24 protein-coding genes and 1 pseudogene are annotated in these 22,637 nt (G+C 44.2%); 15 read left to right on the forward strand and 10 right to left on the reverse strand.

Translation table 11 applies throughout. The features are described from left to right. Nucleotides 1-166: 166 nt before the first annotated feature. The gene (locus CI957_RS05390; protein WP_172425458.1) at nt 167-505 is read right to left on the reverse strand and encodes a P-II family nitrogen regulator; all 339 of its coding nucleotides are present in this window, start codon (nt 503-505) and stop codon (nt 167-169) included. 10 nt (nt 506-515) lie between these two features. Then, a complete protein-coding gene (locus CI957_RS05395) occupies nt 516-1,925 on the reverse strand; it encodes an ammonium transporter (protein ID WP_128754402.1) in 1,410 nt (469 codons plus the stop codon). Nucleotides 1,926-2,156: 231 nt separating this feature from the next. On the opposite strand from CI957_RS05395, the gene CI957_RS05400 reads away from it, so the two are divergent. Together CI957_RS05400 and CI957_RS05405 are read left to right on the forward strand one after the other, a co-directional pair. Further along, complete coding sequence (locus CI957_RS05400) at nt 2,157-2,549, forward strand: DUF2178 domain-containing protein (protein WP_128754392.1); 393 nt, start codon at nt 2,157-2,159, stop codon at nt 2,547-2,549. A gap of 18 nt (nt 2,550-2,567) precedes the next feature. Further along, nucleotides 2,568-2,762, forward strand: a complete 195-nt coding sequence (locus tag CI957_RS05405) for a helix-turn-helix transcriptional regulator (RefSeq protein WP_096712352.1) — start codon at nt 2,568-2,570, stop codon at nt 2,760-2,762. 16 nt (nt 2,763-2,778) lie between these two features. Here CI957_RS05405 and CI957_RS10620 read toward each other — a convergent pair whose 3' ends face one another. From CI957_RS10620 to CI957_RS05415, 3 genes are all read right to left on the reverse strand, one after another. Further along, on the reverse strand, nt 2,779-2,916 hold the full coding sequence (locus tag CI957_RS10620; RefSeq protein WP_164909035.1) for a hypothetical protein: 138 nt from the start codon (nt 2,914-2,916) through the stop codon (nt 2,779-2,781). 50 nt (nt 2,917-2,966) lie between these two features. Further along, a complete protein-coding gene (locus CI957_RS05410; protein ID WP_128754393.1) occupies nt 2,967-3,386 on the reverse strand; it encodes a hypothetical protein in 420 nt (139 codons plus the stop codon). Between the two features lie 61 nt (nt 3,387-3,447). Next, complete coding sequence (locus CI957_RS05415) at nt 3,448-3,666, reverse strand: hypothetical protein (protein ID WP_128754394.1); 219 nt, start codon at nt 3,664-3,666, stop codon at nt 3,448-3,450. A 110-nt stretch (nt 3,667-3,776) separates the two neighbouring features. Here CI957_RS05415 and glnA point away from each other — a divergent pair, with 110 nt between their 5' ends. Genes glnA through CI957_RS05430 form a run of 3 tightly spaced genes read left to right on the forward strand, consistent with a single transcriptional unit; the run spans nt 3,777 to nt 7,738 of the window. Continuing rightward, a complete protein-coding gene (glnA, locus tag CI957_RS05420; RefSeq protein ID WP_128754395.1) occupies nt 3,777-5,105 on the forward strand; it encodes a type I glutamate--ammonia ligase in 1,329 nt (442 codons plus the stop codon). Between the two features lie 44 nt (nt 5,106-5,149). Next, nucleotides 5,150-7,120 carry a LamG-like jellyroll fold domain-containing protein gene (locus tag CI957_RS05425; protein ID WP_128754396.1) on the forward strand — a complete coding sequence of 657 codons (1,971 nt, stop codon included), beginning with the start codon at nt 5,150-5,152 and terminating at the stop codon, nt 7,118-7,120. Between the two features lie 54 nt (nt 7,121-7,174). After that, complete coding sequence (locus CI957_RS05430) at nt 7,175-7,738, forward strand: hypothetical protein (protein WP_128754397.1); 564 nt, start codon at nt 7,175-7,177, stop codon at nt 7,736-7,738. On the opposite strand, the gene CI957_RS05435 is transcribed toward CI957_RS05430, so the two are convergent. The 4 genes from CI957_RS05435 to CI957_RS05450 form a co-directional block, all read right to left on the reverse strand. Then, nucleotides 7,739-8,020 (reverse strand): DUF1894 domain-containing protein, encoded by a 282-nt coding sequence (locus CI957_RS05435; protein ID WP_241645940.1) that lies wholly within the window; start codon nt 8,018-8,020, stop codon nt 7,739-7,741. Between the two features lie 5 nt (nt 8,021-8,025). Next, nucleotides 8,026-9,024, reverse strand: a complete 999-nt coding sequence (gene purM / locus CI957_RS05440) for a phosphoribosylformylglycinamidine cyclo-ligase (protein ID WP_105460427.1) — start codon at nt 9,022-9,024, stop codon at nt 8,026-8,028. A gap of 14 nt (nt 9,025-9,038) precedes the next feature. After that, entirely contained in the window at nt 9,039-10,433 is a 1,395-nt protein-coding gene (locus CI957_RS05445) for an aspartate kinase (protein ID WP_128754398.1), read from the reverse strand. 69 nt (nt 10,434-10,502) lie between these two features. Then, nucleotides 10,503-11,693: an S-layer protein domain-containing protein gene (locus CI957_RS05450; RefSeq protein ID WP_128754399.1), complete on the reverse strand. Its 1,191-nt coding sequence runs from the start codon at nt 11,691-11,693 to the stop codon at nt 10,503-10,505. Between the two features lie 85 nt (nt 11,694-11,778). Between CI957_RS05450 and CI957_RS05455 the strand changes: the two genes are divergently transcribed. The 3 genes from CI957_RS05455 to CI957_RS05465 all read left to right on the forward strand — a co-directional run bounded on the left by CI957_RS05455 (nt 11,779) and on the right by CI957_RS05465 (nt 14,885). Beyond that, nucleotides 11,779-12,963, forward strand: a complete 1,185-nt coding sequence (locus CI957_RS05455) for a cofactor-independent phosphoglycerate mutase (RefSeq protein WP_096712343.1) — start codon at nt 11,779-11,781, stop codon at nt 12,961-12,963. Nucleotides 12,964-13,043: 80 nt separating this feature from the next. Next, nucleotides 13,044-13,508 (forward strand): Hsp20/alpha crystallin family protein, encoded by a 465-nt coding sequence (locus CI957_RS05460; RefSeq protein ID WP_096712342.1) that lies wholly within the window; start codon nt 13,044-13,046, stop codon nt 13,506-13,508. A gap of 615 nt (nt 13,509-14,123) precedes the next feature. After that, complete coding sequence (locus CI957_RS05465) at nt 14,124-14,885, forward strand: coenzyme F420-0:L-glutamate ligase (RefSeq protein WP_164909036.1); 762 nt, start codon at nt 14,124-14,126, stop codon at nt 14,883-14,885. On the opposite strand, the gene CI957_RS05470 is transcribed toward CI957_RS05465, so the two are convergent. Beyond that, the gene (locus CI957_RS05470; protein WP_096712340.1) at nt 14,862-15,332 is read right to left on the reverse strand and encodes a cytidine/deoxycytidylate deaminase family protein; all 471 of its coding nucleotides are present in this window, start codon (nt 15,330-15,332) and stop codon (nt 14,862-14,864) included. The genes CI957_RS05465 and CI957_RS05470 overlap by 24 nt on opposite strands. A gap of 175 nt (nt 15,333-15,507) precedes the next feature. On the opposite strand from CI957_RS05470, the gene CI957_RS05475 reads away from it, so the two are divergent. The 7 genes and pseudogenes from CI957_RS05475 to CI957_RS05505 all read left to right on the forward strand — a co-directional run. Continuing rightward, nucleotides 15,508-16,404: a protein translocase subunit SecF gene (locus tag CI957_RS05475; RefSeq protein WP_096712339.1), complete on the forward strand. Its 897-nt coding sequence runs from the start codon at nt 15,508-15,510 to the stop codon at nt 16,402-16,404. Continuing rightward, nucleotides 16,401-18,092: a preprotein translocase subunit SecD gene (locus CI957_RS05480; protein ID WP_128754400.1), complete on the forward strand. Its 1,692-nt coding sequence runs from the start codon at nt 16,401-16,403 to the stop codon at nt 18,090-18,092. The genes CI957_RS05475 and CI957_RS05480 overlap by 4 nt, the downstream gene beginning before the upstream one ends. Continuing rightward, nucleotides 18,089-19,120 carry an AAA family ATPase gene (locus CI957_RS05485; RefSeq protein WP_105460422.1) on the forward strand — a complete coding sequence of 344 codons (1,032 nt, stop codon included), beginning with the start codon at nt 18,089-18,091 and terminating at the stop codon, nt 19,118-19,120. Before CI957_RS05480 ends, CI957_RS05485 begins: the two co-directional genes overlap by 4 nt. Continuing rightward, on the forward strand, nt 19,113-20,744 hold the full coding sequence (locus tag CI957_RS05490; protein WP_096712336.1) for a tRNA uridine(34) 5-carboxymethylaminomethyl modification radical SAM/GNAT enzyme Elp3: 1,632 nt from the start codon (nt 19,113-19,115) through the stop codon (nt 20,742-20,744). Before CI957_RS05485 ends, CI957_RS05490 begins: the two co-directional genes overlap by 8 nt. A 108-nt stretch (nt 20,745-20,852) precedes the next feature. Beyond that, nucleotides 20,853-21,188 (forward strand): transcriptional regulator, encoded by a 336-nt coding sequence (locus CI957_RS05495; RefSeq protein ID WP_096712335.1) that lies wholly within the window; start codon nt 20,853-20,855, stop codon nt 21,186-21,188. A 212-nt stretch (nt 21,189-21,400) separates the two neighbouring features. Further along, a complete protein-coding gene (locus tag CI957_RS05500; RefSeq protein ID WP_105460421.1) occupies nt 21,401-22,144 on the forward strand; it encodes a ParA family protein in 744 nt (247 codons plus the stop codon). A 178-nt stretch (nt 22,145-22,322) separates the two neighbouring features. Continuing rightward, nucleotides 22,323-22,637 (forward strand): annotated as a pseudogene (locus CI957_RS05505) (RNA-guided endonuclease TnpB family protein); the annotation flags it as partial.

Below are 22,637 nucleotides of genomic sequence, written 5' to 3' on the forward strand. Positions count from 1 at the left end.
TTATGGATACCTACTAATAGTGGAGTTGTTTCAAATAAATGTTAGAATCTCTAAAATATTCTAACTCGTCTTACATATTCTGGTACAGTTCAACTGATATGATCTGTTTTCTTATTTTTTAGCCTCTTTGGAACTTCAAAAAAAGAAAAATGAGAAAGGGATGCCTTCAGAGTGCATCCCCGTCTTTTTCCCCGGTACGGATCCTGACCACGGATTTTACCGGGTATATGAAGATTTTTCCGTCCCCGATTTCTCCGGTGGAAGCTGTTTTCCGGATAAGCTCGACAACTTCATCGATTTCATCTTCAGACAGCACGATCTCTATTTTGGTCTTGGGAAGGAGGTCTACACAGTATTTCCTTCCTCTCCACTGCTGCACCATCCCTTTTTGCTGCCCTCTTCCTTTAACCTCGGTCACAGTGAGGCTTGCAAATCCTGCTTCCTCAAGAGAATCTTTTACTTCATGTAATTTAGTGGGTTTTATGATTGCTTCTACCTTGTACATTCCAATCACCTCAGTCCTCTATTAACTGGTGTTCAGGGTATGCCCTAATGTCGTGTTCGGCGATATCCAGGCCCATGATTTCTATCTCCTCAGGAACCCGCAGTCCGATAACCGCGTCAATGATCTTGAAGATTATATATGATATCCCGAAAGCCCATACGACGCTCAGGATTACTCCTACTGCTTGGATTGCAAGTAAACCGACACCGCCTCCGTAGAGCAGTCCGGGAACTTCAGCTGCATAAGCTGCATTTGCAAGAATTCCGTTTCCTATCCCTATTGAGAAGAGTCCTACTGAAAGCAGGCCCCAGCTTCCGCAGTACCCGTGCACTGCGATGGCACCTACAGGGTCGTCTACTTTGAGGACATTTTCGTTGAACATGACCCCTGCGTAGATAATAATTCCTGCAATAATTCCGATCACGATAGATGCTCCGTTGGAGACAGATCCACAGGGAGCGGTAATTGCAACAAGCCCTCCCAGAAGTCCGTTTGCGGTAAGGGACGGGTCAGGCTTTCCGGTTTTCATCCAGGTGATCAACATTACCATGACCGCTCCGGCGGCGGCTGAAAGGAAGGTGTTGACAACAACGAGATTCATGTAAGGGTCGTTTCCGTCAAGTGTACTTCCTCCGTTGAATCCTATCCAGCCAAGGGCAAGGATCAAAGTCCCCATGAAAGCGTAGGTCAGGTTGTGACCCGGAATAGCAAGGGGTTTTCCGTTCCTGAACTTGCCAATCCTTGCTCCGACAAGGAGCACTCCAGCCAGAGCAGCGTATCCGCCAATGGAGTGTACTACCCCTGATCCGGCAAAGTCGTGGTGTGCAACCCCGATAGCCTTTACGATCGGGCTTTCAGCCCCGGTCAGGAGTGCTGCATCAGCTCCGCTCCAGACCCAGTGTCCGTATACGGGGTATATAATGGCGACCATCAGAATACAATAGACCAGATAAGCCTTAAAACCGGTCCTCTCAGCCATTGCTCCTGATACAATCGTTGCTCCGGTCGCTGCAAAGACCATCTGGAAGAACCAGCCGTTGAAAGTCGCATTATCGACCCCCATAAGGAGGAACTGGTCAGTCCCTATCAGGCCTGCGGCATCAGCACCGTACATAACTCCCCAACCCACAGCCCAGTAGACCAAAATGCCGAGGGTAATGGTCATGAAGTTTTTCATGAGGATGTTTGCCGTGTTCTTACTTCTGGTAAGTCCGATTTCTACCAATGAGAACCCGGTATGCATGAAGAATACAAGGGCACTTGCTACCAGTAGCCAGACAAAAGTAAGTGCTGTCTGCACGTCATTGATTGCCTGCGCATTTTCTTCTGCCGTAACAGCTGCTCCTGGTGATGACAATGCAATAAGTATCACACAGGTTAGTATCATTAATTTTCCAAACTTTTCCATATTTTTTAACATACTTCTCATTCACCTCTCTATTAGGAAACCGGTAACTGACTGTAGACTTCATATTATATAAGTTTTACTAGTAAAAGGGTTGCCTAATATGGTCGATCGAGTAATGTGTTCAATTTGATCATGAACGGTTCACATTTCGCTCAAAATATACATGACAATATGTAGCAATAACATGCCTTTATGAAAAGTTATATGTACAAAATGTAATGTATACTTCACATAGCGAGTTATATGCAAGTCAAAGAAACAGATATGTTAATTGTTGGATTCATATTGTTCCTGATAGGTTCAGGTATTCACATTTTTGAGCCGGACCGGATCATAAATCCGAGCGGGGCAGGTGGGGCTTTCATAGGTGCGGGAGTTGCATTATTCCTGGTCACTCTTCGTGAAATCCGCCTCAAAAACAAGGGAAACGTAGTTGAAGATGAAAGAATCCTTCATATTGCTGAGAAAGCCAGCCATAAAACCCTGGTCATACTCATTATCCTCGAAGGTACACTGATGGCATTGCTGGGGGTTACAGCATTCGATATCCAGGCCTATCCTGTTGTGTCCCTGTTGTTTGCTATAACAATGCTATCCTATGCGGGATTTTACCACTGGTACAAAAGACAAATGTAATTTTAGGATGGATGTTGAATGAAAAATACCCTAAAGGTCTGGAGAGCAAAGAAGGATATTACTCAGGAACACCTTGCCAGGGAAATGGAGGTGACAAGGCAAACCATCAATGCCATAGAACGAGGCAAGTACGATCCAAGCATAAAACTGGCGTTCAAGATGGCACGATTCTTCGAATGTTCAATTGAAGATATCTTTCTTTACGAAGAATGATGTTAATATCAATCTCTTAACATTTACATTTTTCAGGTTTTTCCATATTACTTAACATTCCATTAATTCCCATGTCACTGATTTTTTCTTTTTGGTATGCCATTTTCACATGGAACTTTAACCTGACATTTGTCACATCCATATCCGGGTCCATATTTTTAGCGATATTATCTATAATTTAGAGCAACGTGTATAGTCTTTCCTTCAAAAGTGATCGCTTTTGGGGGGGCAATTAGAGATACAGGCTCCGCACATGGAACAATAATCATAAATTCCCTGATAGTCCCTTTTTGTAGGCTCATGTTCCATGTTCGTGATAAGGCTTGTAAAAGTCCCTGCTACTCCTTTCTTAGTAATCAGGGTTTTCGATAAACCAAAGGTGCCCAATCCAGCAACATAAGCTACGTGTCTTTGTGACCAATTACTTCCAAAGTCACTGTTATCAAGGGGTCTATTGATATCAAGCCAGATGTCTATTATCTCTTCAAAACAATCCTCAATACCAGGCGCAACGCACAAATACCCCTTCTGTGTAAGAATCTCTTTAATATACCGGGAAAGTTCATCGATAGCCTTTTTGCCTTCACGCCTAACATGCAGCCATTCTTTTGATGGCTCCCTCATATTACGACTATTGCCTGGTTTTACCTGTTTTGAATATGGCTAAAAAATCGATATGCCAGTCTTAGCATCTTCCAAGCCACTCTTGAGGTGGAATAAAACGACCGTGTGTTATCTTCTCGTCGGTTTTGAATTTTTCAAATAACTCATCGTTTGCACTGGCATATCCAATAACAGGTTTTTCAAATAATTTCAGTCCTACTACCGATTCATCTGTGGCCTCTTTCTTAGATATATGGTTTATTCCCGGATCCAGAATAAAATCCTCTACGATTTTTATCAAGGTTATCTCAATCTCTCCTGTATCATTCTCCCAAACCAAAAACATGATATACAATATTAATCCTAAAAAACACATTCATATAGTTCGTACAAAGCTATTAAGGCGATTTAATGAACATTAAGAGCAAGGAAGACGTATACAACGAGATAGAGAACAATAATGTCAAATTCATCAGACTACAGTTCACTGATATCCAGGGTGTGGTCAAAGATGTGGAAATTCCTGTCACGCAGGTTAAAAAAGCCCTTGAAACAGGTATTTCTTTTGACGGTTCATCAATCGAAGGATTTGTGAGAATAGACGAATCCGATATGGTACTAAGACCGGATGTGAGGTCTTTTGCCCTGCTCCCCTGGGATCAGGGAAAAGGAGTTGTAGCCCGTATGGTCTGTGATATCTGCAAACCGGACGGCTCCCCTTTTGAAGGTGATCCCAGGTACGTCCTGCGCAGAGTCCTGAAGGAAGCCCATGATCTGGGATTTTCTTTCAATGTGGGTCCTGAACTGGAATTTTTCCTCTTCCAGATTGAAAATGGTAAGGCAACCACCAAACCCCACGATTTCGGACGCTATTTTGAATTTGCTCCTGCAGACCTTGCAGAGGATATACGCAGGGAGATTGTTCTCGGCTTGATTGATCTTGGTTTCAATATAGAGGCGGCACATCACGAAGTTGCCTTCGGACAACATGAGATCGATTTCAAATATGATGATGCTCTCTCGACTGCTGACAATGTGGTGACCTTCCGATACGTTACACGTACTATAGCAAAACTCAATGGACTACATGCAACTTTTATGCCTAAACCTCTCACTTCTGAAAACGGCTCTGGGATGCATGTCAATCTGTCCCTTTCCAAGGATGGTAAGAATGCTTTCTTTGATCCGCAGGATGAGGAAGAATTGGACAAAATCGCCTATCATTTCATCGGTGGGGTCCTGGAACACATTAAAGGTATCACTGCAATTTCCAATCCGTTGGTGAATTCCTACAAACGCCTAGTGCCGGGTTATGAAGCACCGGTGTACATTACCTGGTCCGGCCCGAACCGCAGTTCCCTTGTCAGGATTCCTGCCGCCAGAGGCCAGAGCACCCGTGTGGAACTGAGAAGTCCCGATCCGTCCTGCAACCCCTATATTACTTTTGCAGCGATTCTGGCTGCCGGATTGAAAGGTATAAAAGAGAAGATTGACCCGGGTGAAGGCACCGATGTGAATATTTATGATCTCACTCCCAAGGGTCTTGCTGACAGGAATATCGAAACCCTGCCTCCAACCCTGCTGGATGCAGCCAATCATCTGGCAAAGGATGATTTCCTCAGGGATGCGTTGGGTGCGCATGTGCATGAGAACCTGCTGCGGATTGCCTATGCCGAGTGGGATGCCTACAAATTACAGGTGCATGACTGGGAAACCAAACGGTATCTCAATGCAGTATAATATATAAGATAAATTAATATATTCATGATATCATAAAGCGTATCATGACAAAACGGCTGCAGGATTTTGCCAAAAAAGATGATGCGGTCATCGAGGTTTTCAGTGAAATACTGCTGACCGGCATCATCGTTCTTGCAATCGCGGCAGTCGCTGCTTTTGTTTTATCTTCTCTTGATGGACCCGATAACGTCAGGGTGGACATCGACCACTGGGCCGATAAGGATACCGATACCCTCTATTTTCGCCACAGTGGAGGCGAAACTGTTGATGTGGAAGACCTTGAACTTGTGGTCAATGTCAATGGTTCCTATGAAACCCTGACTTCAGAGCAGATCCGGGCCAATTACGATTCGGACGAATGGGCTCTGGGGGATGTAATAGAGATTAATACTTCTACACAGTTCAATTACGACATCACCGATGACAGGGTGCCTACCAAACTGGTCCATACCGCTTCCAGTCTGGTAATCTATGATGCCTATGGGTCCATAGGGGACAGTGGAGTTGGTGGTAATGGCGGTAGTGGGGGTGGTGGAGACGATGGAGATCCAGCCACAGCACCGGTACTATCGAGTCAGACCCCAACTTCTCCCTATTCCAGCACCGTTCTGGAAACTGTAACCTTCAGTGCAACCAGCAACCAGTCTTCAGACAATGAATTCCTTCTGAATGGTACCCGTGTAGCATGGTCCAATGGCACCAGTCCTTCCTATACGAATACTCCTTCCGTGGGTACCTATAACCTGACACTTATTGCCCACAACCAAACCGATCCATCACTTACGGATTCGATTTCCTGGGTCTGGACTGTTACAGATTTGCTTGGTACCTATGCGAATCAAATAATTCTGCAAAAGCCGAACAAAGGTGGAATTATAAAAGATGGTGGGTACATAAGTTTCACAAATGGTGGGGATTATAGATATGTTGAAATAGATGATACTAGATATAATTTAAGTTCTGGTGATTCTATTAAACTTGAAATTTTAAGTAATCAGACATCAGGTCAAATTGATATGAATATTGGCAGCTCTCAGATATCGAATTTTGATTTCAATGTCAAACTATATGTCAATGGGAATTTGGAAGATAGCGGTCAGGTTACAGATATTTATGTCAAACCAGTGTCTGATTATGCTTCTACTTTAAGGTATGAGCTTCCTTCTCATGATAGTGAGATGTATCTTAAAGTCGATGGAAATAAAATAATTGATTGGTGGCCGATTAATAATTCAGCAGTAAACATATCGAGCATTGGATTTTACAATCTTGGCTCAACGGTCCTTACCTTCAATCCATCATATACATATTTAAAATGCAGTGGTTACTACCAACTATCAATACCAGATCAATCTGCGCCGACGCTGCCTACTCCTGTTTCTCTCTGGAGTTTTAACAATAGTAATGCGAATGATGACATCGATGGAAATGATGGAAATACTGTCAGTCAAGCAACATGGGGTACAGGTTTGAATGGAACAAATGGACTAGTTGTATATGGACGGGATGATTATGTCACAGTTCCTGACAGTGATAATCTTGATATATCTAATGAAGGTAGTGTAGAAGCTTGGATATATATGGACGAATTTACACCTTTTGCAGGCTTTGTACATAAAGGTGAATTAAAAGATTTTTCGGATGAAGCATATACTTTCCAATTTTGGGACACTTCAAAAGTTAAATTTGGTATAACTTCTTCAGGGTCGGAGTCTGTTGATGTAGATTCAACGATTTCACTTAATGAAGACCAGTGGTACCATCTGATTGGTACGTGGAACTCAAGTACTATAAATTTATATATAGATGGTGAACTGGATAATTCAGAGGTTAATTTATTAGGTATCTCAGCCCAAAATAGTGATGGTTCTCTTCAAATAGGAGCTCAAATCACTCAGAATTATGGGGGAGGTATGAAACAATTTGGATTTGATGGAGAACTTGATGAAGTCGCAATCTATGACTATGCATTAAATGCAACTGAAGTACAGAATAGATACAACCTTTATTCATAACCTCTTCCACACCATCCGCCACAATTATAATCTCCCGCCACAAATCAAACTTCCATGACCGACGTAATGCTGCTCTGGGATACTCCCCTCCTTTTTGAAAAACTGTTCAAGGAACACGGCTATGAATGCCTGCGGGTGGACGGCAATTCGCTGGGCACTCCTTTTTTACCCTCGTCAAAATGCCTGATGGTGCCCACCGGTTTTGCCAATCCGGCCTATACGAAAGTGCAGAAAGGTATTGAGAACAAAGGCGACAAGATAGCCGATTTTGTGAAAAGGGGCGGTGTGCTTGTGGTATTCGGGGCCTGTATGCCGGAATATGAATATGAATGGCTGCCCTTTGAACTGTCCTATGTGGAAGAGCACATGCAATCCCCGCTGGAGGTTGTGGATGATTCTATGCCCTGTATTATTGGAGAACCTCAGGAGCCGGTGGAATGCGATGGTTACTTCTCACGGGCCGATGGGGAAGTGATTCTTAAAGATGAGCAGGGCCGGGCTGTGATGGTGAAAAAAGAGTTCGGTGAGGGTTTGATCATTGCCACGACTGTCCATGAATTCCCTTCTGCGGATTTCCTGGGATGTGCGGTGGATCAGGGCAAGAATACCAGATTGTAATTACTGGTAATTTCCCTGCCTCAATTTTTCAATTTCTTCCTGTGCATCATCCAGTTTGAGGACGAACAGTCCCTTGCAGGGTTTGACGTACTGGAAATAAATAGAATTGCCCTTGACGCCTATGGGTATGGTCTTGCCGCCTTTAAGCATAACTCCGGCCAGGCTATAGCCACCCGGCACGTGGTAGACCTCGTCACAGTTCTCACGAATGAATTCCTCACTTTTCTTGACGGATGCGCCCTTTAGCAGGATCTCATAGGGAAGGTCACTGATACATGCCATGTTGATCATTCAATAATAAGGTCTTTTACACGGATATCTTTTTCCGTAATCCTGCCCACAATTTTCCCGTTGACTATTTCTGCAACGTTTTTAGCCTCATGTGGCGGGACAATAAGCAGAAAGCCCATCCCCATATTGAAGGTGCGGTACATCTCCAGTTCCTCGACATTGCCCTTTTTCTGGAGGAAACGGAAGATCTCGGGTGGCTCGATAGGGTCTGTGAAATCAAATCCCAGTTCGCTTACCCTGCGCAACTTCAGCAGGCCGCTGCCGGTAATGTGTGCCAGGCCGTGTACCTCGCACTTATGGATTGCATCGAGCACTTCCATGTATATCCGTGTGGGGGTTAGCAGTTCCTCGCCGATGGTGCGGGAGCTATCATAGGGCAGGGGGTCATGATAGGAATAATCGGAATTCCCAATGATCTTCCTGACAAGGGTATAGCCGTTGCTGTGGACCCCGCTACTGGGAACACCCACAAGCACGTCACCCTCTGTTACTTTCTCCCCGGTAATGATGGCATCCTTGTCCACCATTCCCAGACATGTACCTGCCAGGTCAAATCCTTTGATTATCTCGGGAAGAGTTGCGGTCTCCCCGCCTACAATGGACATTCTGGAAATCTCGGCACCTTTTGCAAGCCCTTCGCCGATCTGCCGTGCGAATTCGTCGGAATGTTTCTCGATTGCCAGGTAATCCACAAAACTGACAGGTTCGGCGCCAATGGCAATCAGGTCATTGACATTCATGGCAATACAGTCAATCCCCACGGTGTCCCATTTTTTCATCTCATTTGCAATCAGCACCTTGGAGCCCACGCCATCGGTGGCCATTGCAAGCGCAAAATCTCCAAAATCCATCAGGCCGGCATAATGCCCAATACATGTCATTGGGGCTCCCAACCCTTCCCTGCTGTAGGTCATGCCTCCTGTGAGATTGCCTATGGTGGATTCTTCCTGATGAATGTCAACTCCTGAATCAGCGTAGGTAAGTTTTTTGTCCATTTTATCCCTCTGTTTTAATTTCCAAGTTCAAACTCATGGTTTAACAGGCGTACTGCCTCTTCAGCTTCATCGGAGCTGACAACGAATGAAATGTTGTGCTGGGAAGATCCCTGGCTGATCATGATAACATTTATTTTTTCCCTGCCCAGTGTGCTGAATACCCTGCCTGCCACACCGGGGATACCATCCATACCGGCACCTACAACCGCTACTACACAGATATCCCGATCGCAGGCCACTTCTCCTATTACATCCCGGTTCATCTCGGATTTCAGGGCAACTACAGCATTTTCCAGATGAGCCTCATCCACAACGAATGACATGTTTGCTTCCGAGGAACTCTGACTTATCATTATAATGTTCACTCCAGCATTGGCAAGTGTGGAAAATACCCTGGCGGCTGTACCGATTGCACCCACCATACCGGCCCCAGAGATGTTTATTGCGGCTACCGATCGTATCAAGGTCACGGCTTTTACTACATCCTTGCGCAGTCGCTGGTCTGAAACAATCAATGTTCCTTCAAAATCAGGATCAAATGTATTTTTCACCCGTACGGGTATTCCATGCTTGATTGCAGGTTCAATTGTACGGGGATGAAGTACCTTTGCGCCGAAATAGGATAGTTCCATTGCTTCAATATAGGATATCTGGGGTATCGGACGTGCATCAGGGACAATCCGGGGATCACTGGTCATTATGCCGTGAACTTCTTTCCATAACCAGATCTCGTCAGCCTCTATAGCAGCCCCTATAATCGAAGCAGTGAAATCAGATCCACTGCGTCCCAGGGTGGTAATGATTCCTTCTTCATTCTCTGCGATAAAACCGGTAACTATAGGAACATATGCTGCAACGACCCTTTTCAGGATGTTGCCAACATTTTCATAGGTTTTCTCGAAAGGTCTGGCACAACCATATTCACTATTGGTTACAATGCCTGCCTCTCCACCGGTAAATGAATTGGAATTAATTCCCTTACTTTGCACAGCTCCGCTAACAACAGGAGCTGCAAGACGTTCCCCATAGGAGGATATGTAATCTATGGAACGCGGGGAGAGTTCCCCCAGATAGCAGATGCCGATGAGTGCTTTTTCGAGTTCATCGATAAGAGCATCGATCGTGCGGATTGTTTCATCGGCAATGCTGGCATCATCGATGGCAATCTCAATTGCATCGTAGTGTTTTTTGGCAAGGTCTGCCATAAATTCCTTTACCCGGGAAATCTTGCCTTTATGGGATGCATCAATACCTATTTCCATCAGCCCGTCGGTGACTCCACCAAGGGCCGAGGTCACTGCCACGATTTCGTGTCCCTGTCCCCTGTAGTCTTTCAGTAATTCTGCGACATGGCGGATCTTTTCCCCGTTCTCGATGGATGTCCCGCCGAATTTCATTACATATCTCATATTAGTATCACGTTATTGATGATTTGTAAAATTCTGGCTGTTATAGGGAAGAAGCGCATATAAATATTGTCACCTCCTCCTGCAACACATCCATGCTCCCAGAAGTATGAATATAGCAAAAAATGCGCCAGGTGCAGGAGTTTTTTCCAGGGTATTGGCAGTTTCATAGATCTTGTCCACGGCCTCTGATGCACTTGAAGTCACATTTTCTGCCCTTTCAATGATATCTGCGGCATCATTTTCCAGGCTTCCTTCTTTTGCTATGTCCCCCACAATCAACAGCGCAGACTCGGTTCCCACCATTCCTTCGGATGTTATTGCTTTTGCCTCGATATTGTACTCCCCGGTGCTTAATCTGTCGGTAACTGCGTCGTAGGTATCTTCATATACTTCTTTTCTCTGGTCAATGAGATTTCCATCTACATAGATCTCGACTTTGTCTGCATAACCATCAAGGGTGTAACTTATGATGGCTTTTTCATTTGCCGGACTTTTTTCAGGGACTTCTATTTTGATTTCCAGTCCTTCCCCCATTACCTTATCGGTTTTTTGAATAACTTTTTTTAGGATTACATGATCCGAATCCGTAGTTTCAAATATTGTATCAATTTCTCCCATAAAAATAGTCCTCAGACGATCTCCATTTTTGCGTGTATAGGCAAAAACATCCCCCTCACCAAGGTCTTCTGTCATTTTTACAATGTTGCCGTTTTTACGAAGTGTGATAGTTACGGTTTTATCGTCAAGATCTGTTGCCTTGATGGTGTAATCTTCTTTAAGTTCTGTTTCTTTTCCGATAATCATGGACAACGACTTGTTCGACTTATCTGATTTTTCCGATATCAAATAGTCATCAGGAGCAATTTCTGGATCGATATACTGTTTGATTATGATCTCGGAATATGTTTCGCCGTCTTTATCTTCAGTATCCTGCAGGCTGACATTGAATATCAGGTAGTCAGTTTCTTCATCATCCTCATCTTCTATTGTCTTCAGATATCTGAAAGGCTTATTTTCTTTGACAATTCCCTGTTCTACCTTTTTCTCATCAACGTAAACTTCTATGAGCAAATCTCCATTTTCACTGTTTATATCAATTACATTGATGGAATAACCCTGATCCAGTACGATGCTGTCTCCTGCTCCCACCGTGATTTCAGCATGCTGGATTTGTTCCTCTATTTCTTCTGCAGCACTGGCAAAACCACAGAAGATTATGAATACACAAATGACGGCAGTTGCAAAACGTATATATTTCATTAGTCCTCACCCTTGTATGATTATATTTTTAATTGTCTTATGAATAATTGGCAGTTTTGTATTTAAAAAGATGGCAGGTGTTTGTATGAAACATATTGTATTAATCGGTGACGGAATGGCAGATTATCCTATTAGGGAACTGGGAGACAAAACTGTATTAGAAGCTGCGGATATTCCCAACATGGACCGTATGGCACTGGAGGGAATAAACGGGCTGGCTACCAATGTTCCGGATGGGATGCCCGCAGGTAGTGATGTGGCTAATATGTCCATTCTGGGTTATGATCCTGCCAAACATTATTCGGGACGTGCTCCCTTGGAAGCAGCAAGTATGGGAATTGAGCTGGATAAAAATGATGTTGCTTTTCGTTGTAACCTGATAACAATTGAAAATGGTAATATACTGGATCACAGTGGCGGTCATATTTCCACCGAAGAAGCAAGTCAACTCATGCAGGCAATTGAGGATGAACTGGGTGGAGATGTCCATTTTTATCCGGGGATCAGCTATCGCCATCTTATGGTTGCCCAATTTGGTGTGGAGGCTATCTGTACTCCTCCTCATGATGTGATTGAGAACCCGGCCTCAAATCACATGCCAATGAGGGATTCAGCAGAAAAACTGGAAGAATTGATAAGGGCATCCTGGGATATTCTTTCCGAGCATCCTGTTAATAAAAAACGCATTGAAGAGGGAAAGAGACCTGCCAATTCCATATGGTTCTGGGGTCAGGGCTATGCTCCTTCGATGCCTTCTTTTGAAGAAATGTACGGACTAAAAGCAGCTGTAATATCTGCAGTGGATCTTATCAAGGGTCTGGGTATCTGTGGAGGAATGGACGTGATTGAAGTTCCCGGAGCTACCGGATATCTTGATACAAATTATGTAGGTAAGGCAGAATATGCTCTTGAATCCCTGAAAGATCATGACATTGTTTTTGTCCATGTGGAAGCTCCGGATGAAGCGGGACATATGGGTAGTCTGGAGGCCAAGATACAGGCAGTCGAGGATTTTGATTCCAAAGTTGTGGGTACCATCCTTGAAGGAATAGATAAAATGTCTGAAGAGTGTAACGTACTTGTCCTTCCTGACCACCCTACACCAATTGTAGTTAGGACTCATACGCCCGATCCTGTACCCTTTGTGATTTATCCATCTTTCAATAAGGATGCTGATATTGTCAAAACCTACTCAGAAGATGCAGCAGCAGATGGTATTCTTTCAACTGTCAGGGGTTGTGACTTGATACATACCATGCTATCCCTTTGAGCAACCGCAATCTTCTTATAGAAGTACATGCACATATTATGTCTGTTATTTCAAAACAGGAATAACAGGAGTGGTATAATATGAAAAGAGGATTAATACGCAGGGAAAATTCACCTTCAGTAAGCAGATGGGATCCATTCGATGAGATAAAACAGACGCAGGATTACCTAAACGACCTTTTCAGGGAATTCTTACCTTCGGTACAGTGGAAAGGGGGCGAAACTCTGGCTCCCCTTGTGGATGTTCAGGAAAAGGATGATTCAGTAGTTGTCACCACAGATCTTCCTGGAGTCGATAAGAAGGATGTGGACATCAGTGTATCCGAGGGCATGATTGAGATCAGTGCAACGTGCAAGAAGGAAGAAGAGAAGGAGGAAGAAGGTTATTTCCAGAAAGAGCGCAGTTATTCAAGTTTCTCCAGGGCTGTCTCTTTGCCGGCTTCTGTGACTGAGGAAGGCGCCACGGCCAAACTTGAGGAAGGGGTGCTGACAGTCACATTACCAAAAACCAAAGAAGCTGAAAAGCCGAAGATCCCAATCGAATAAATTAGCTAAATGTGATATTACCTCTCTGCAGGTTGCAGGGAGGTTTCATTTTTTGCGGCATCAGCTAAGTTCTGTCCTCATACTTTGCTCAGTGGGGGTAACTCTCATCATCGCCGCAGGTCAATATATAGGGCTAGTATTATATGTCAACTACCCACGACTAAAGTCGAGGGCTTGCAGGTAAATCATCATGTTAACAAGTAACATTCATTTCGCATATGACTGGTTGACACTGCCCGGACAACGGGTTAGACTTTCTTACGAAAGTGGCAGCCTACTCAATCGAGACGCTTCAAATGTCGTTTCCACGGGGTTGTTACCAACCACCTTGCCCGAAAGAGCAATGTGTTCAAACTGTTACCCTGAACTTCAACCGTTTACTTCCTGTCGGATTGTGCCTTTCCCACAAGGGGTATCAGGACAGTTTGTTCCTCAACATAATATAGGGGCTGATAGTATTTATTTCATTTCATATTTAAAAGCAATAAAAAGTAAAAGAGGTGAAAAGGGCGGCGAGGGTACGTTTCCTCCCACGACTAAAGTCATGGGTTTCCACGACCCTCTGCACTCCCGACGTTCATGAGCTGCTGTATTTTTCTGTGGAGTTGAAAAAAGGTGAGGATGGAAGCCTTTACTGTTGATGATATACCCCTTGTAAAACCCGGTGACGACATTGCGGCTATGATATGTGAGCGTGCCGCTCTGGAAGATGGCGATGTGCTGGTTATTGCTTCTACCATCATTGCAAAAGCCGAAAATGAACTGTTTTCCCTTGACGACATTACGCCCTCTGATCGGGCAATCGGGATTGGCAAAAAGGACGATAAAGACCCACGGCTTGTAGAGGCGGTACTGGACAGGTGCAGTGAGTGTTTTGTCGAATCTCCTGTAATGCTTGTGCAATCCGACAGGGCACATGTATGTATCAATGCGGGAGTGGATGATTCCAATGTCGAGAACGATTTACTTGCCGATCTCCCCCGGGATGCGGATGCCAGTGCCAGAAGTATAGGAGAGAGAGTTGAAGAGATTACAGGTTGCAGGGTTGCTGTTGTGGTAACTGACACCAATGGCAGGGCTTTCAGACTGGGTCAGACAGGTGTTGCAATAGGGCTGTATCATGCTACACCCATTTATTACTGGAGAGGTACAAAGGACCTTTTCGGTTATGAAATGCAGATCAGTGAGGAGGCGGTTGCCGATGAAGTGGCAGCTGCTGCAAACCTGCTGATGGGAGAAGGGAGTGGAGGTAATCCGGTAGTTGTTGTACGGGGCATACCCCTGTTTACCGAGGAAAAAACATCTGCCCGCCAGCTTTACCGGCCGGACAACATGGATATTATAAAGAAGGCCTTACGCATCTTCCAGGAGTCTTGATACTGGCAGGTTTATTATCTCCACTCCTGCATCATTAAAGAAATCCAGGGCATCAGTATCCGGATATGATGTCAGGTAAACCACCCGTTTTATCCGGGCATTGATTATCATTTTGGTACACAGGATGCAGGGTTGGTGTGTACAGTAGAGGGTTGCCCCTTCGATTCCAGCTCCGTGCAGTGCTGCCTGGATTATGGCATTCTGTTCGGCATGCACTGCCCGGCATTTCTCATGACGTGTTCCTGATTCGATATTGTTTTTTTGCCGGATACATCCGATATCCAGGCAGTGTTCCATATTACTTGGGGCTCCGTTGTAACCTGTGGAAAGGATTTGTTTATCCCGCACGATAACCGCTCCCACCCGGTTGCGAAGGCATGTGGATCTTTTGGCTATTACGGTAGCGATCTCAAGAAAGTATTCGTCAACAGATGGTCTGTATGGCATGCCTGTAAAATGGGTTGTCGGCAGTATATATTAGTTATGTATAGCTCTTTTCCAGAAATCTGGCCTTGAGAAAATTCACCAAAAAGCAATAACACAAGAAAATAGTATATATTACTTCATAGTATGGAAAAGTGTAATTTGACTTCTGAGTCTATGTTATCGGAGCATACAATTTATGGCGCTGTTTATTGATAAACTTGAAAACTTCATTAAAAACCATAATGAGAGGCAACTTGTAACTATACCTCTTGCGGTGTTTGCAATAGCCTTACTGATTATGGTATTTGTGTATTCCACATCCGGGTCCCCTGTGAACCTGGGTATGGAATTTAAGGGCGGAACAATGATTTCCTTCCAGACAGACGACCCGATAGAAAAACTGGAGGTCGATTATTCAGGATATTCTCTGGCCGATGTACGTAAAACCGGACAAAGGGCAGTACTCCAGTTTGGGCCTATGGACAATGACGAACAGCTGGAACTTGAAAAGAAAATAACATCTGCGTATTCATCCGTAGAGATCCGGCAGGTAGGAGCTGTCTACGGCAAGGATTTGCAGGTACAGGCTCTCCAGGCTGTAGTTCTGTCCTTTATAGGCATGGCAATAGTAGTTTTCCTTATCTTCCGCAGCACCATACCCTCCGTAGCAGTGGTCCTTTCTGCACTTTCCGATATCAGCATAGCCGCTGCATTCATGAATATCACAGGAATTGAACTATCCCTTGGTACAGTTGCAGCTTTATTGATGCTTATTGGTTACTCTGTTGACAGTGATATCTTACTCACAACCCGTGTACTCAAACGGCGCGGATCTGCAAATGAAAAAATATCCCTAGCAATGCATACAGGTATTACGATGACCACCACGACCCTTGCAGCGCTAGTGGTTATGTATATTGTTTCCACATATTCTTATGTCCTGACTTCAACTGTCTCACAGATAAACCTCTTATCTGACATTTCCATTGTACTGATATTCGGTCTACTTGCTGACCTGATGAATACCTGGCTGTTGAATACGGGCATCCTCAGGTGGTATGTGAATAAGAATCCCAAGGGGGTGAAGACATGAGCGAAGAAAAACCAAAGGGGCTGTTGAGTGACTGGCGTGTACGTATATTCATAATAGCCATTCTGCTTTCTCTTGTTGCAATCCAGCCCTGGTATTCGGCAGATGAAGGTTTTGATACCAACCTCGATTATGGACTTGATCTTGAAGGGGGTTCCTGGTTACAGGTAAGCCTGCAGGGTGCTGTAATACAGGCCAATGTAGACTCTGGAATGACTGCAAGTGCTCTTGTCGAAAATATTGTTGGCTCTCCGGTTGAAGTCGTGAATGTCATACCACCCTCTGAAGGGCAATCCACAATCACCATCTCCCTAAAAACACAAGCTTCAGTGACCCAATCCCAGCTAAATCAACTGGGTCTGAGTGATTCTTCAGTAAGTAGAGAAGGCAATCTTTCAGAGATCACTCTTTACACAACAGAACAACAACTGATAGCCACATATCTCTCCGAGGAACTCAATGCCGAGGTAATTCCCTATGCAGTTCCCGGCGGTGTGGAATATGAAATCAGGACCAAAGCAGAACAGGAAACTGTTGAAAATTTATTGGCTGATGTTGGCGGTTCTCTGCTGACCGATGAAAACGGTGACAAACTCTATCGGAAGGGTGTGCGCACAGAGACACGGGACCTTACTAAAGAGATCCTCAGTGAAAAACTCAATGCCCTTGGTCTGAAGGATATACCGGTACGTACGGTGGGTGATGAATACATACTGATGGACTTTGCAGGTATCGATCTTACAACTGCCAAGGAGATTGCCCAAAAACCTGGTAAATTTGAAATACGGATACAAACCGAAGGCAACAATACCAAACATGTGCTCTACGGTGACGATATTTCCAGTGTCGGTGTCCCCTCACGTCATGATGGACAGTGGTACACTCCATTTAAGCTGACCCTTGATGGGGCAAACGCTCTCCAAAAAGCTGCAATAGAGACAGGTGCAGTAAACGATCCCAATTCTCACTGGCTTTACATGTATCTTGATGATAAGGAAGTATATGGTGCTCCGCTAAGCCCTTCAGCTGCATCCCGTATAAGGACGAACCCAATTTATTCCTGGGAAGCTTCCACAGGTGCAGATAATGAAAGTAAGGCACAGGCCGAGCAACTCCAGATACACCTGCGTGCAGGAGCCCTGCCGGTCAATGTGGAGCTCGTAGGTTCCGGACAGGTCGATGCTTCACTGGGAGACCAGTTCAAGAAACAGGCAGTGCTTGCAGGATTGCTTTCAATGCTTGCAGTTGCCGGTGTGGTCTACAGACGTTATGGTAAAAAACAGATTCTTGTGCCGATGGTGGCAACTTCTGTTAGTGAAGTACTCATGATCCTCGGGTTTGCTGCAGCTGTAGGGTGGCAACTTGACCTTCCAAGCATTGCCGGTATAATAGCAGTGATAGGTACGGGTATCGATCACCTTGTGATAATTACCGACGAGGTACTCTATGAGGGCAAATTACCACCGACAAAGGTTTACCTTTCGAGAATTGCCCGGGCTTTCAGCATAATCTTTGCAGCCGCTGCAACCACGATCATTGCAATGTCGCCCCTGGTTGTCATGGGCTTTGGGGCCCTGAAAGGTTTCGCCATAACTACCATTGTCGGTGTATTGATTGGTGTACTTATTGCCCGTCCGGTATACGGTAAGGTGATAAAGGAAGTGCTTCAGGAAAAAGGAGAGAAGCAATGAAAGGTCTCTGGATATTGAAATACAGGCCACAGTACCTGGGTGATTTTGTAGGCAATGAGAAGGCAATATCGATAATGCAACATCTGGTATCTTCCGGGAAATTGCCACACCTTGTAGTCCACGGTCCTGCAGGAAGTGGAAAAGCATCTGCTGTATTTGCTCTTGCAAGAGGCATTTATGGTGATAACTTTGAGCACAACTTCACCTATTTCAATGCCTCAGATTTTTTCGATCAGGGGAAACGTTATCTTGTAAGGGACAAACGTTTTGTGCGTTTTCTGGGTACGGATGATCCCAAAAAGATCAGGTCAAGTGTAATTTCAATATTTAAGGACCTGGTAAATGAATATGCAAGTATGGGCTCAATTGATGCAGATTATAAGATAATCTTTGTCGATAGTGCGGAATCCCTCAATGAAAGCGCCCAGCATGCTTTGCGCCGGATTATGGAACGCTACAGTCGCACCTGCAGGTTCATCTTTTCCACAACCCAACCCTCAAGACTGATCTCCCCTCTGCGCTCCCGTGGTCTGCAATTATTTTTCACCTACGTGTCGGATGAAGAACTTGTAGGTTTCCTTGGTGATGTTGCTGATAGGGAGGGTCTTGCTTATGAACCAGAAGCTCTCGTAAGTCTTGCGCGTCATTGTAAGGGCAACGTGGACTGTGCTCTGCGGCTTCTCCAGTCTGCAGCTCTTCAACATGCCGGCGAAAAACTATCTGCAGACATAATCTTTGAGGTAGTAATGGAAGATGTACCTGCGGGTGTTTCTTCCCTTCAGGAAGCCATCTCAGCTGCGGATTTTCCCCTGGCACGTAAAGCGATTGATAAAATGCTTATTGAAGACGGTATGTCAGGGGTGGAAATTGTCAGGCATTTATATCGGATTGTGAATGATACCGGTGAATCTCCCGCAATCCTTGCCCGGATCCTGTTGAAGATTGCCGATGCTGACCTGAATGTCAGGAGTGCCGCTAACGACAGGATACATCTTGAACGACTGGTCACGGAGATGGCCAATGTCTGATGAGAGTGATTTTGCTAAAGCCTGCAGGAAACTTGTTGAGCTGGTTCTTGAAGATTTAACATTGGATAAAGTGCAATTCAACAGGGAAAAATTGAACATAAGCAGGCAATATGGGCTGTCAACTCTTCCTCGTAATTCCGATGTCATAGCCGCTGCTTCTGATAGTGAAAAGGAATATGTGCGCAGCCGGCTGCGGCGTAAACCTGTAAGGACAATATCCGGTGTGGCGGTTATTGCGGTTATGACATCTCCTGCACCCTGTCCTCACGGTGTATGTGTGCCCTGCCCCGGCGGGCCTGCATCTGCTTTTGAGTCTCCTCAGAGTTATATGGGAAGGGAGCCCGCCGCCATGCGGGGTATACAGTATGAGTATGACCCCTACAGGATAGTGCACGCACGCCTGAAACAGTTGCAGGAAATCGGGCACGAAGTCGATAAGGCAGAACTTATAGTCATGGGAGGTACATTTACATCCCGTAATATGGATTACCAGGAATGGTTCACCAAACGTTGTCTTGAGGCGATGAATGATTTTAAGGGGCATCAATGGCGGGATAGTGTCCATAATGTTTACGGCTATATTCCTATCGAAGATGTACAGGAGACCAATGAAAGTTCTGCGGTTCGCAACATAGGTATAACCTATGAGACACGTCCCGACTGGACATCTCCTGTGGAGGTAGACCGGCTTCTGGATTTTGGTGCTACAAAAGTAGAAATCGGGGTGCAAAGTGTATACGATTTTGTACTTTCAAGGATGCGTCGGGGCCATACAGTTGCCGACACCGCTGAGGCAAATCGCGTATTACGCGATAGTGGCCTGAAAGTAGGTTTCCATATAATGCCCCGTCTTCCGGGTTCGGATAATGAGCGGGACCTGCGGGGATTTAAAAAACTGTTCAGTGATTCACGTTTCATGCCGGATTTCCTGAAGATCTATCCCACTCTTGTAACCGAAGGTACAGAGCTTGAAAAAATGTGGAGGGCAGGCAAGTACGATCCCCTCTATGATGAAGAAGCTGTGGAACTGCTTGCTGACATAAAAGCAATGCTCCCCAGGTGGGTGCGGCTGCAACGTATCCAGCGGGATATTCCTGCACAGCAGATATTGGCCGGTGTGAAAAAGAGTAATATTCGCCAGCTTGCAGGCCAGCGACTTCTGCAAAAAGGTGGCAAATGCAGTTGTATACGTTGCAGGGAAGTTGGTCATAATATCCTGAAAGAAAGGCCACCTTCAATAGAAGATATTGAATTTATGGTGCAATCCTACTCTTCCTGTGGAGGGGAGGAACATTTCCTATCGTTCGAGGATGTCAGTCAGGACATCTTGATTGGATTTTTGAGGTTGAGGTTTCCGAACAATCCACATCGGCCTGAACTTGATAATTCGGCTCTTGTACGGGAATTACATGTTTATGGTTCAATGGTTGTCGTGGGTGGATCTGCAAAGGATCACGACTGGCAACACAGGGGTTATGGTCTCAGGTTGATTTCTGAGGCTGAGAAAATGGCAAAAGATGCCGGTTTTGAAAAACTCAGTATTATCAGCGGTATTGGTGTACGTGAATATTACCGGAAACTGGGTTATGTTCTGGAAGGCCCTTATATGGTAAAATATCTTTAAGCGTAAGCGTGGAGTAGTTCAATTCTTTTCTGTGTATACTGTACTTTTTTATAGTTTTATTGGAATACAGTATTACTGTAATACCAGGATACAAATTATGGTGGTCACATGGTTTCAGAAGTTGAAATGAACAATATTCTTGTAGCTTTGAATGAAATCAATGATAAGCTCGACAGGCTGTTATTCCAGCAGGATTCTTCGTCTCATGTTTCACAGGAAGATGGTTTAAATGAGCTCGATGTAATGACCCTTCTTTCCCTGCCGGATCATTTGCGCACGACAGCGACCGTCTTATTTGAAATGGGAACTGCAACCGCTGCACAGATTTCGGAAAAAACATCTAAGGAAAGAGCAGTTGAAAGCAATTATCTCAATCAGCTTGTACGTATGGGTCATGTACACAAGTACAGAAATGGCAGAAAAGTCTTTTTTACAGTTCAATAAAGATAACATATTTCTGAGTGAAGAAAAATTAATATTAATCACTGTGATTAATCTTCAGCAGAATAATTAATGTATAATACATCTTCATTCTGAAGAATGGGTCTCTATATTTAAAAACAAAAGATATTTCCATCAAGAATTGGTGTCATTGTTACGAATTTATTATTGATGGTGGTTTATTTAATTAAGCAATTAATCTGTGGGCAAATCAAATGAAAGATACGTTTACAATTGCAGTCCACTCTCCACGTGGGGGTACGGGAAAAACAAGTGTTGCCATCAATCTTGCATGTGCTTATGCAAAAGAAGGTAAGGATGTATGTTTGCTTGACATGGACCTGAAATCTCCCAGCACATTTAATGGCATGTTCCCTCCCTCGAGTGAGTGGATAAATGATATTTTTGATTACAAAAAAAACATACGTCAAGTAATAGTGGATGGTTCAAAAAGCATTGCTTCAGAGGCTCGTTTCTATGTAGGTTACTCAAATCCCGAAATTTCCGCAATCAGGGAATTTTCTTCAAAGGACAGGAAATGGCAATCAAATGCACTCAAAGCATTGATTCAATCCAAAAAAGATCTTCATAAGGAAGGTTTTGACGTTGTAATTATGGATACAAGTCCCGGGGTGGATTTCACATCGGTCAATGTTGTGGCAAGCAGTGATTACGTCCTGATGGTAGTAAAACCCAATGAATACTGTCTCACAAATATAAAGCAGGCAATTGATGGAATATACACTCCCCTGGGCAAAAAATGTGGGATTGTGGAAAACATGTGTCTTGATGAACAATCATTGCAAATGGGTGAAAAATATGGAGTGCCTGTACTTACTTCGATTCCATGCATGTGTGAGGTGTCCGCGCATGGCCTATCCAAAATATTTACTGTCGAAAAATCTTCCCATCCCTTTTCCAGTGCTATGGATAGGTTGAAGAATAGTATCAATTATTAATTCATTTTTCTTTTTCAACTTACCGAGCAGGAGTCCCCTTCCGTAAGGTAGGGGAGGAATGCGTCTATTGATTCACAGTAAAGTATTTATAATTTACGTGTGAATATAGTAGTATATGTTTCTCACTAAAACAGTTATCCTGAAAATAGCAAATCCTGATAATGATTTGGTGGAAACTATGCAGAAATATTCAGATGGAATGAACTATGCTTCTGAAGTTCTTTTTGATAAAGGTAAACCAATTCCAGCAATGAAGTTACAGCAGGAAGTTTACTCCTATCTTCGTGAAACATTAAAATTGAAATCTCAGATGAGTTGTAACATTCCAAGACAGGTTGCTGGATGTTACAAAACATTGAAGAAACAGAAAAAGGCAAAATGGCAAAAGGTAGAGTTTTCGCCATCCTCAATGACTTTTTCATACAAAAGGGATTTTGTAATTGATGAAGATACGGTCAAAATAACTACTATCAACGGAAGAAAAGCATATTCC

This window comes from Methanohalophilus sp. WG1-DM (genome assembly GCF_004104135.1).
Taxonomy (GTDB): domain Archaea; phylum Halobacteriota; class Methanosarcinia; order Methanosarcinales; family Methanosarcinaceae; genus Methanohalophilus; species Methanohalophilus euhalobius.

Coding starts and splice junctions, on each gene's coding strand:
- CI957_RS05450 (WP_128754399.1), bottom strand. CDS start 11,693: ATGAAATATATACGTTTTGCAACTGCCGTCATTTGTGTATTCATAATC.
- CI957_RS05400 (WP_128754392.1), top strand. CDS start 2,157: ATGCAAGTCAAAGAAACAGATATGTTAATTGTTGGATTCATATTGTTC.
- CI957_RS05490 (WP_096712336.1), top strand. CDS start 19,113: ATGTCTGATGAGAGTGATTTTGCTAAAGCCTGCAGGAAACTTGTTGAG.
- purM (WP_105460427.1), bottom strand. CDS start 9,024: ATGGACAAAAAACTTACCTACGCTGATTCAGGAGTTGACATTCATCAG.
- CI957_RS05425 (WP_128754396.1), top strand. CDS start 5,150: ATGACAAAACGGCTGCAGGATTTTGCCAAAAAAGATGATGCGGTCATC.
- CI957_RS05460 (WP_096712342.1), top strand. CDS start 13,044: ATGAAAAGAGGATTAATACGCAGGGAAAATTCACCTTCAGTAAGCAGA.
- CI957_RS05500 (WP_105460421.1), top strand. CDS start 21,401: ATGAAAGATACGTTTACAATTGCAGTCCACTCTCCACGTGGGGGTACG.
- CI957_RS10620 (WP_164909035.1), bottom strand. CDS start 2,916: ATGGACCCGGATATGGATGTGACAAATGTCAGGTTAAAGTTCCATGTG.
- CI957_RS05470 (WP_096712340.1), bottom strand. CDS start 15,332: ATGCCATACAGACCATCTGTTGACGAATACTTTCTTGAGATCGCTACC.
- CI957_RS05405 (WP_096712352.1), top strand. CDS start 2,568: ATGAAAAATACCCTAAAGGTCTGGAGAGCAAAGAAGGATATTACTCAG.
- CI957_RS05435 (WP_241645940.1), bottom strand. CDS start 8,020: ATGGCATGTATCAGTGACCTTCCCTATGAGATCCTGCTAAAGGGCGCA.
- CI957_RS05495 (WP_096712335.1), top strand. CDS start 20,853: ATGGTTTCAGAAGTTGAAATGAACAATATTCTTGTAGCTTTGAATGAA.
- CI957_RS05480 (WP_128754400.1), top strand. CDS start 16,401: ATGAGCGAAGAAAAACCAAAGGGGCTGTTGAGTGACTGGCGTGTACGT.
- glnA (WP_128754395.1), top strand. CDS start 3,777: ATGAACATTAAGAGCAAGGAAGACGTATACAACGAGATAGAGAACAAT.
- CI957_RS05430 (WP_128754397.1), top strand. CDS start 7,175: ATGACCGACGTAATGCTGCTCTGGGATACTCCCCTCCTTTTTGAAAAA.
- CI957_RS05445 (WP_128754398.1), bottom strand. CDS start 10,433: ATGAGATATGTAATGAAATTCGGCGGGACATCCATCGAGAACGGGGAA.
- CI957_RS05410 (WP_128754393.1), bottom strand. CDS start 3,386: ATGAGGGAGCCATCAAAAGAATGGCTGCATGTTAGGCGTGAAGGCAAA.
- CI957_RS05475 (WP_096712339.1), top strand. CDS start 15,508: ATGGCGCTGTTTATTGATAAACTTGAAAACTTCATTAAAAACCATAAT.
- CI957_RS05455 (WP_096712343.1), top strand. CDS start 11,779: ATGAAACATATTGTATTAATCGGTGACGGAATGGCAGATTATCCTATT.
- CI957_RS05390 (WP_172425458.1), bottom strand. CDS start 505: ATGTACAAGGTAGAAGCAATCATAAAACCCACTAAATTACATGAAGTA.
- CI957_RS05395 (WP_128754402.1), bottom strand. CDS start 1,925: ATGTTAAAAAATATGGAAAAGTTTGGAAAATTAATGATACTAACCTGT.
- CI957_RS05485 (WP_105460422.1), top strand. CDS start 18,089: ATGAAAGGTCTCTGGATATTGAAATACAGGCCACAGTACCTGGGTGAT.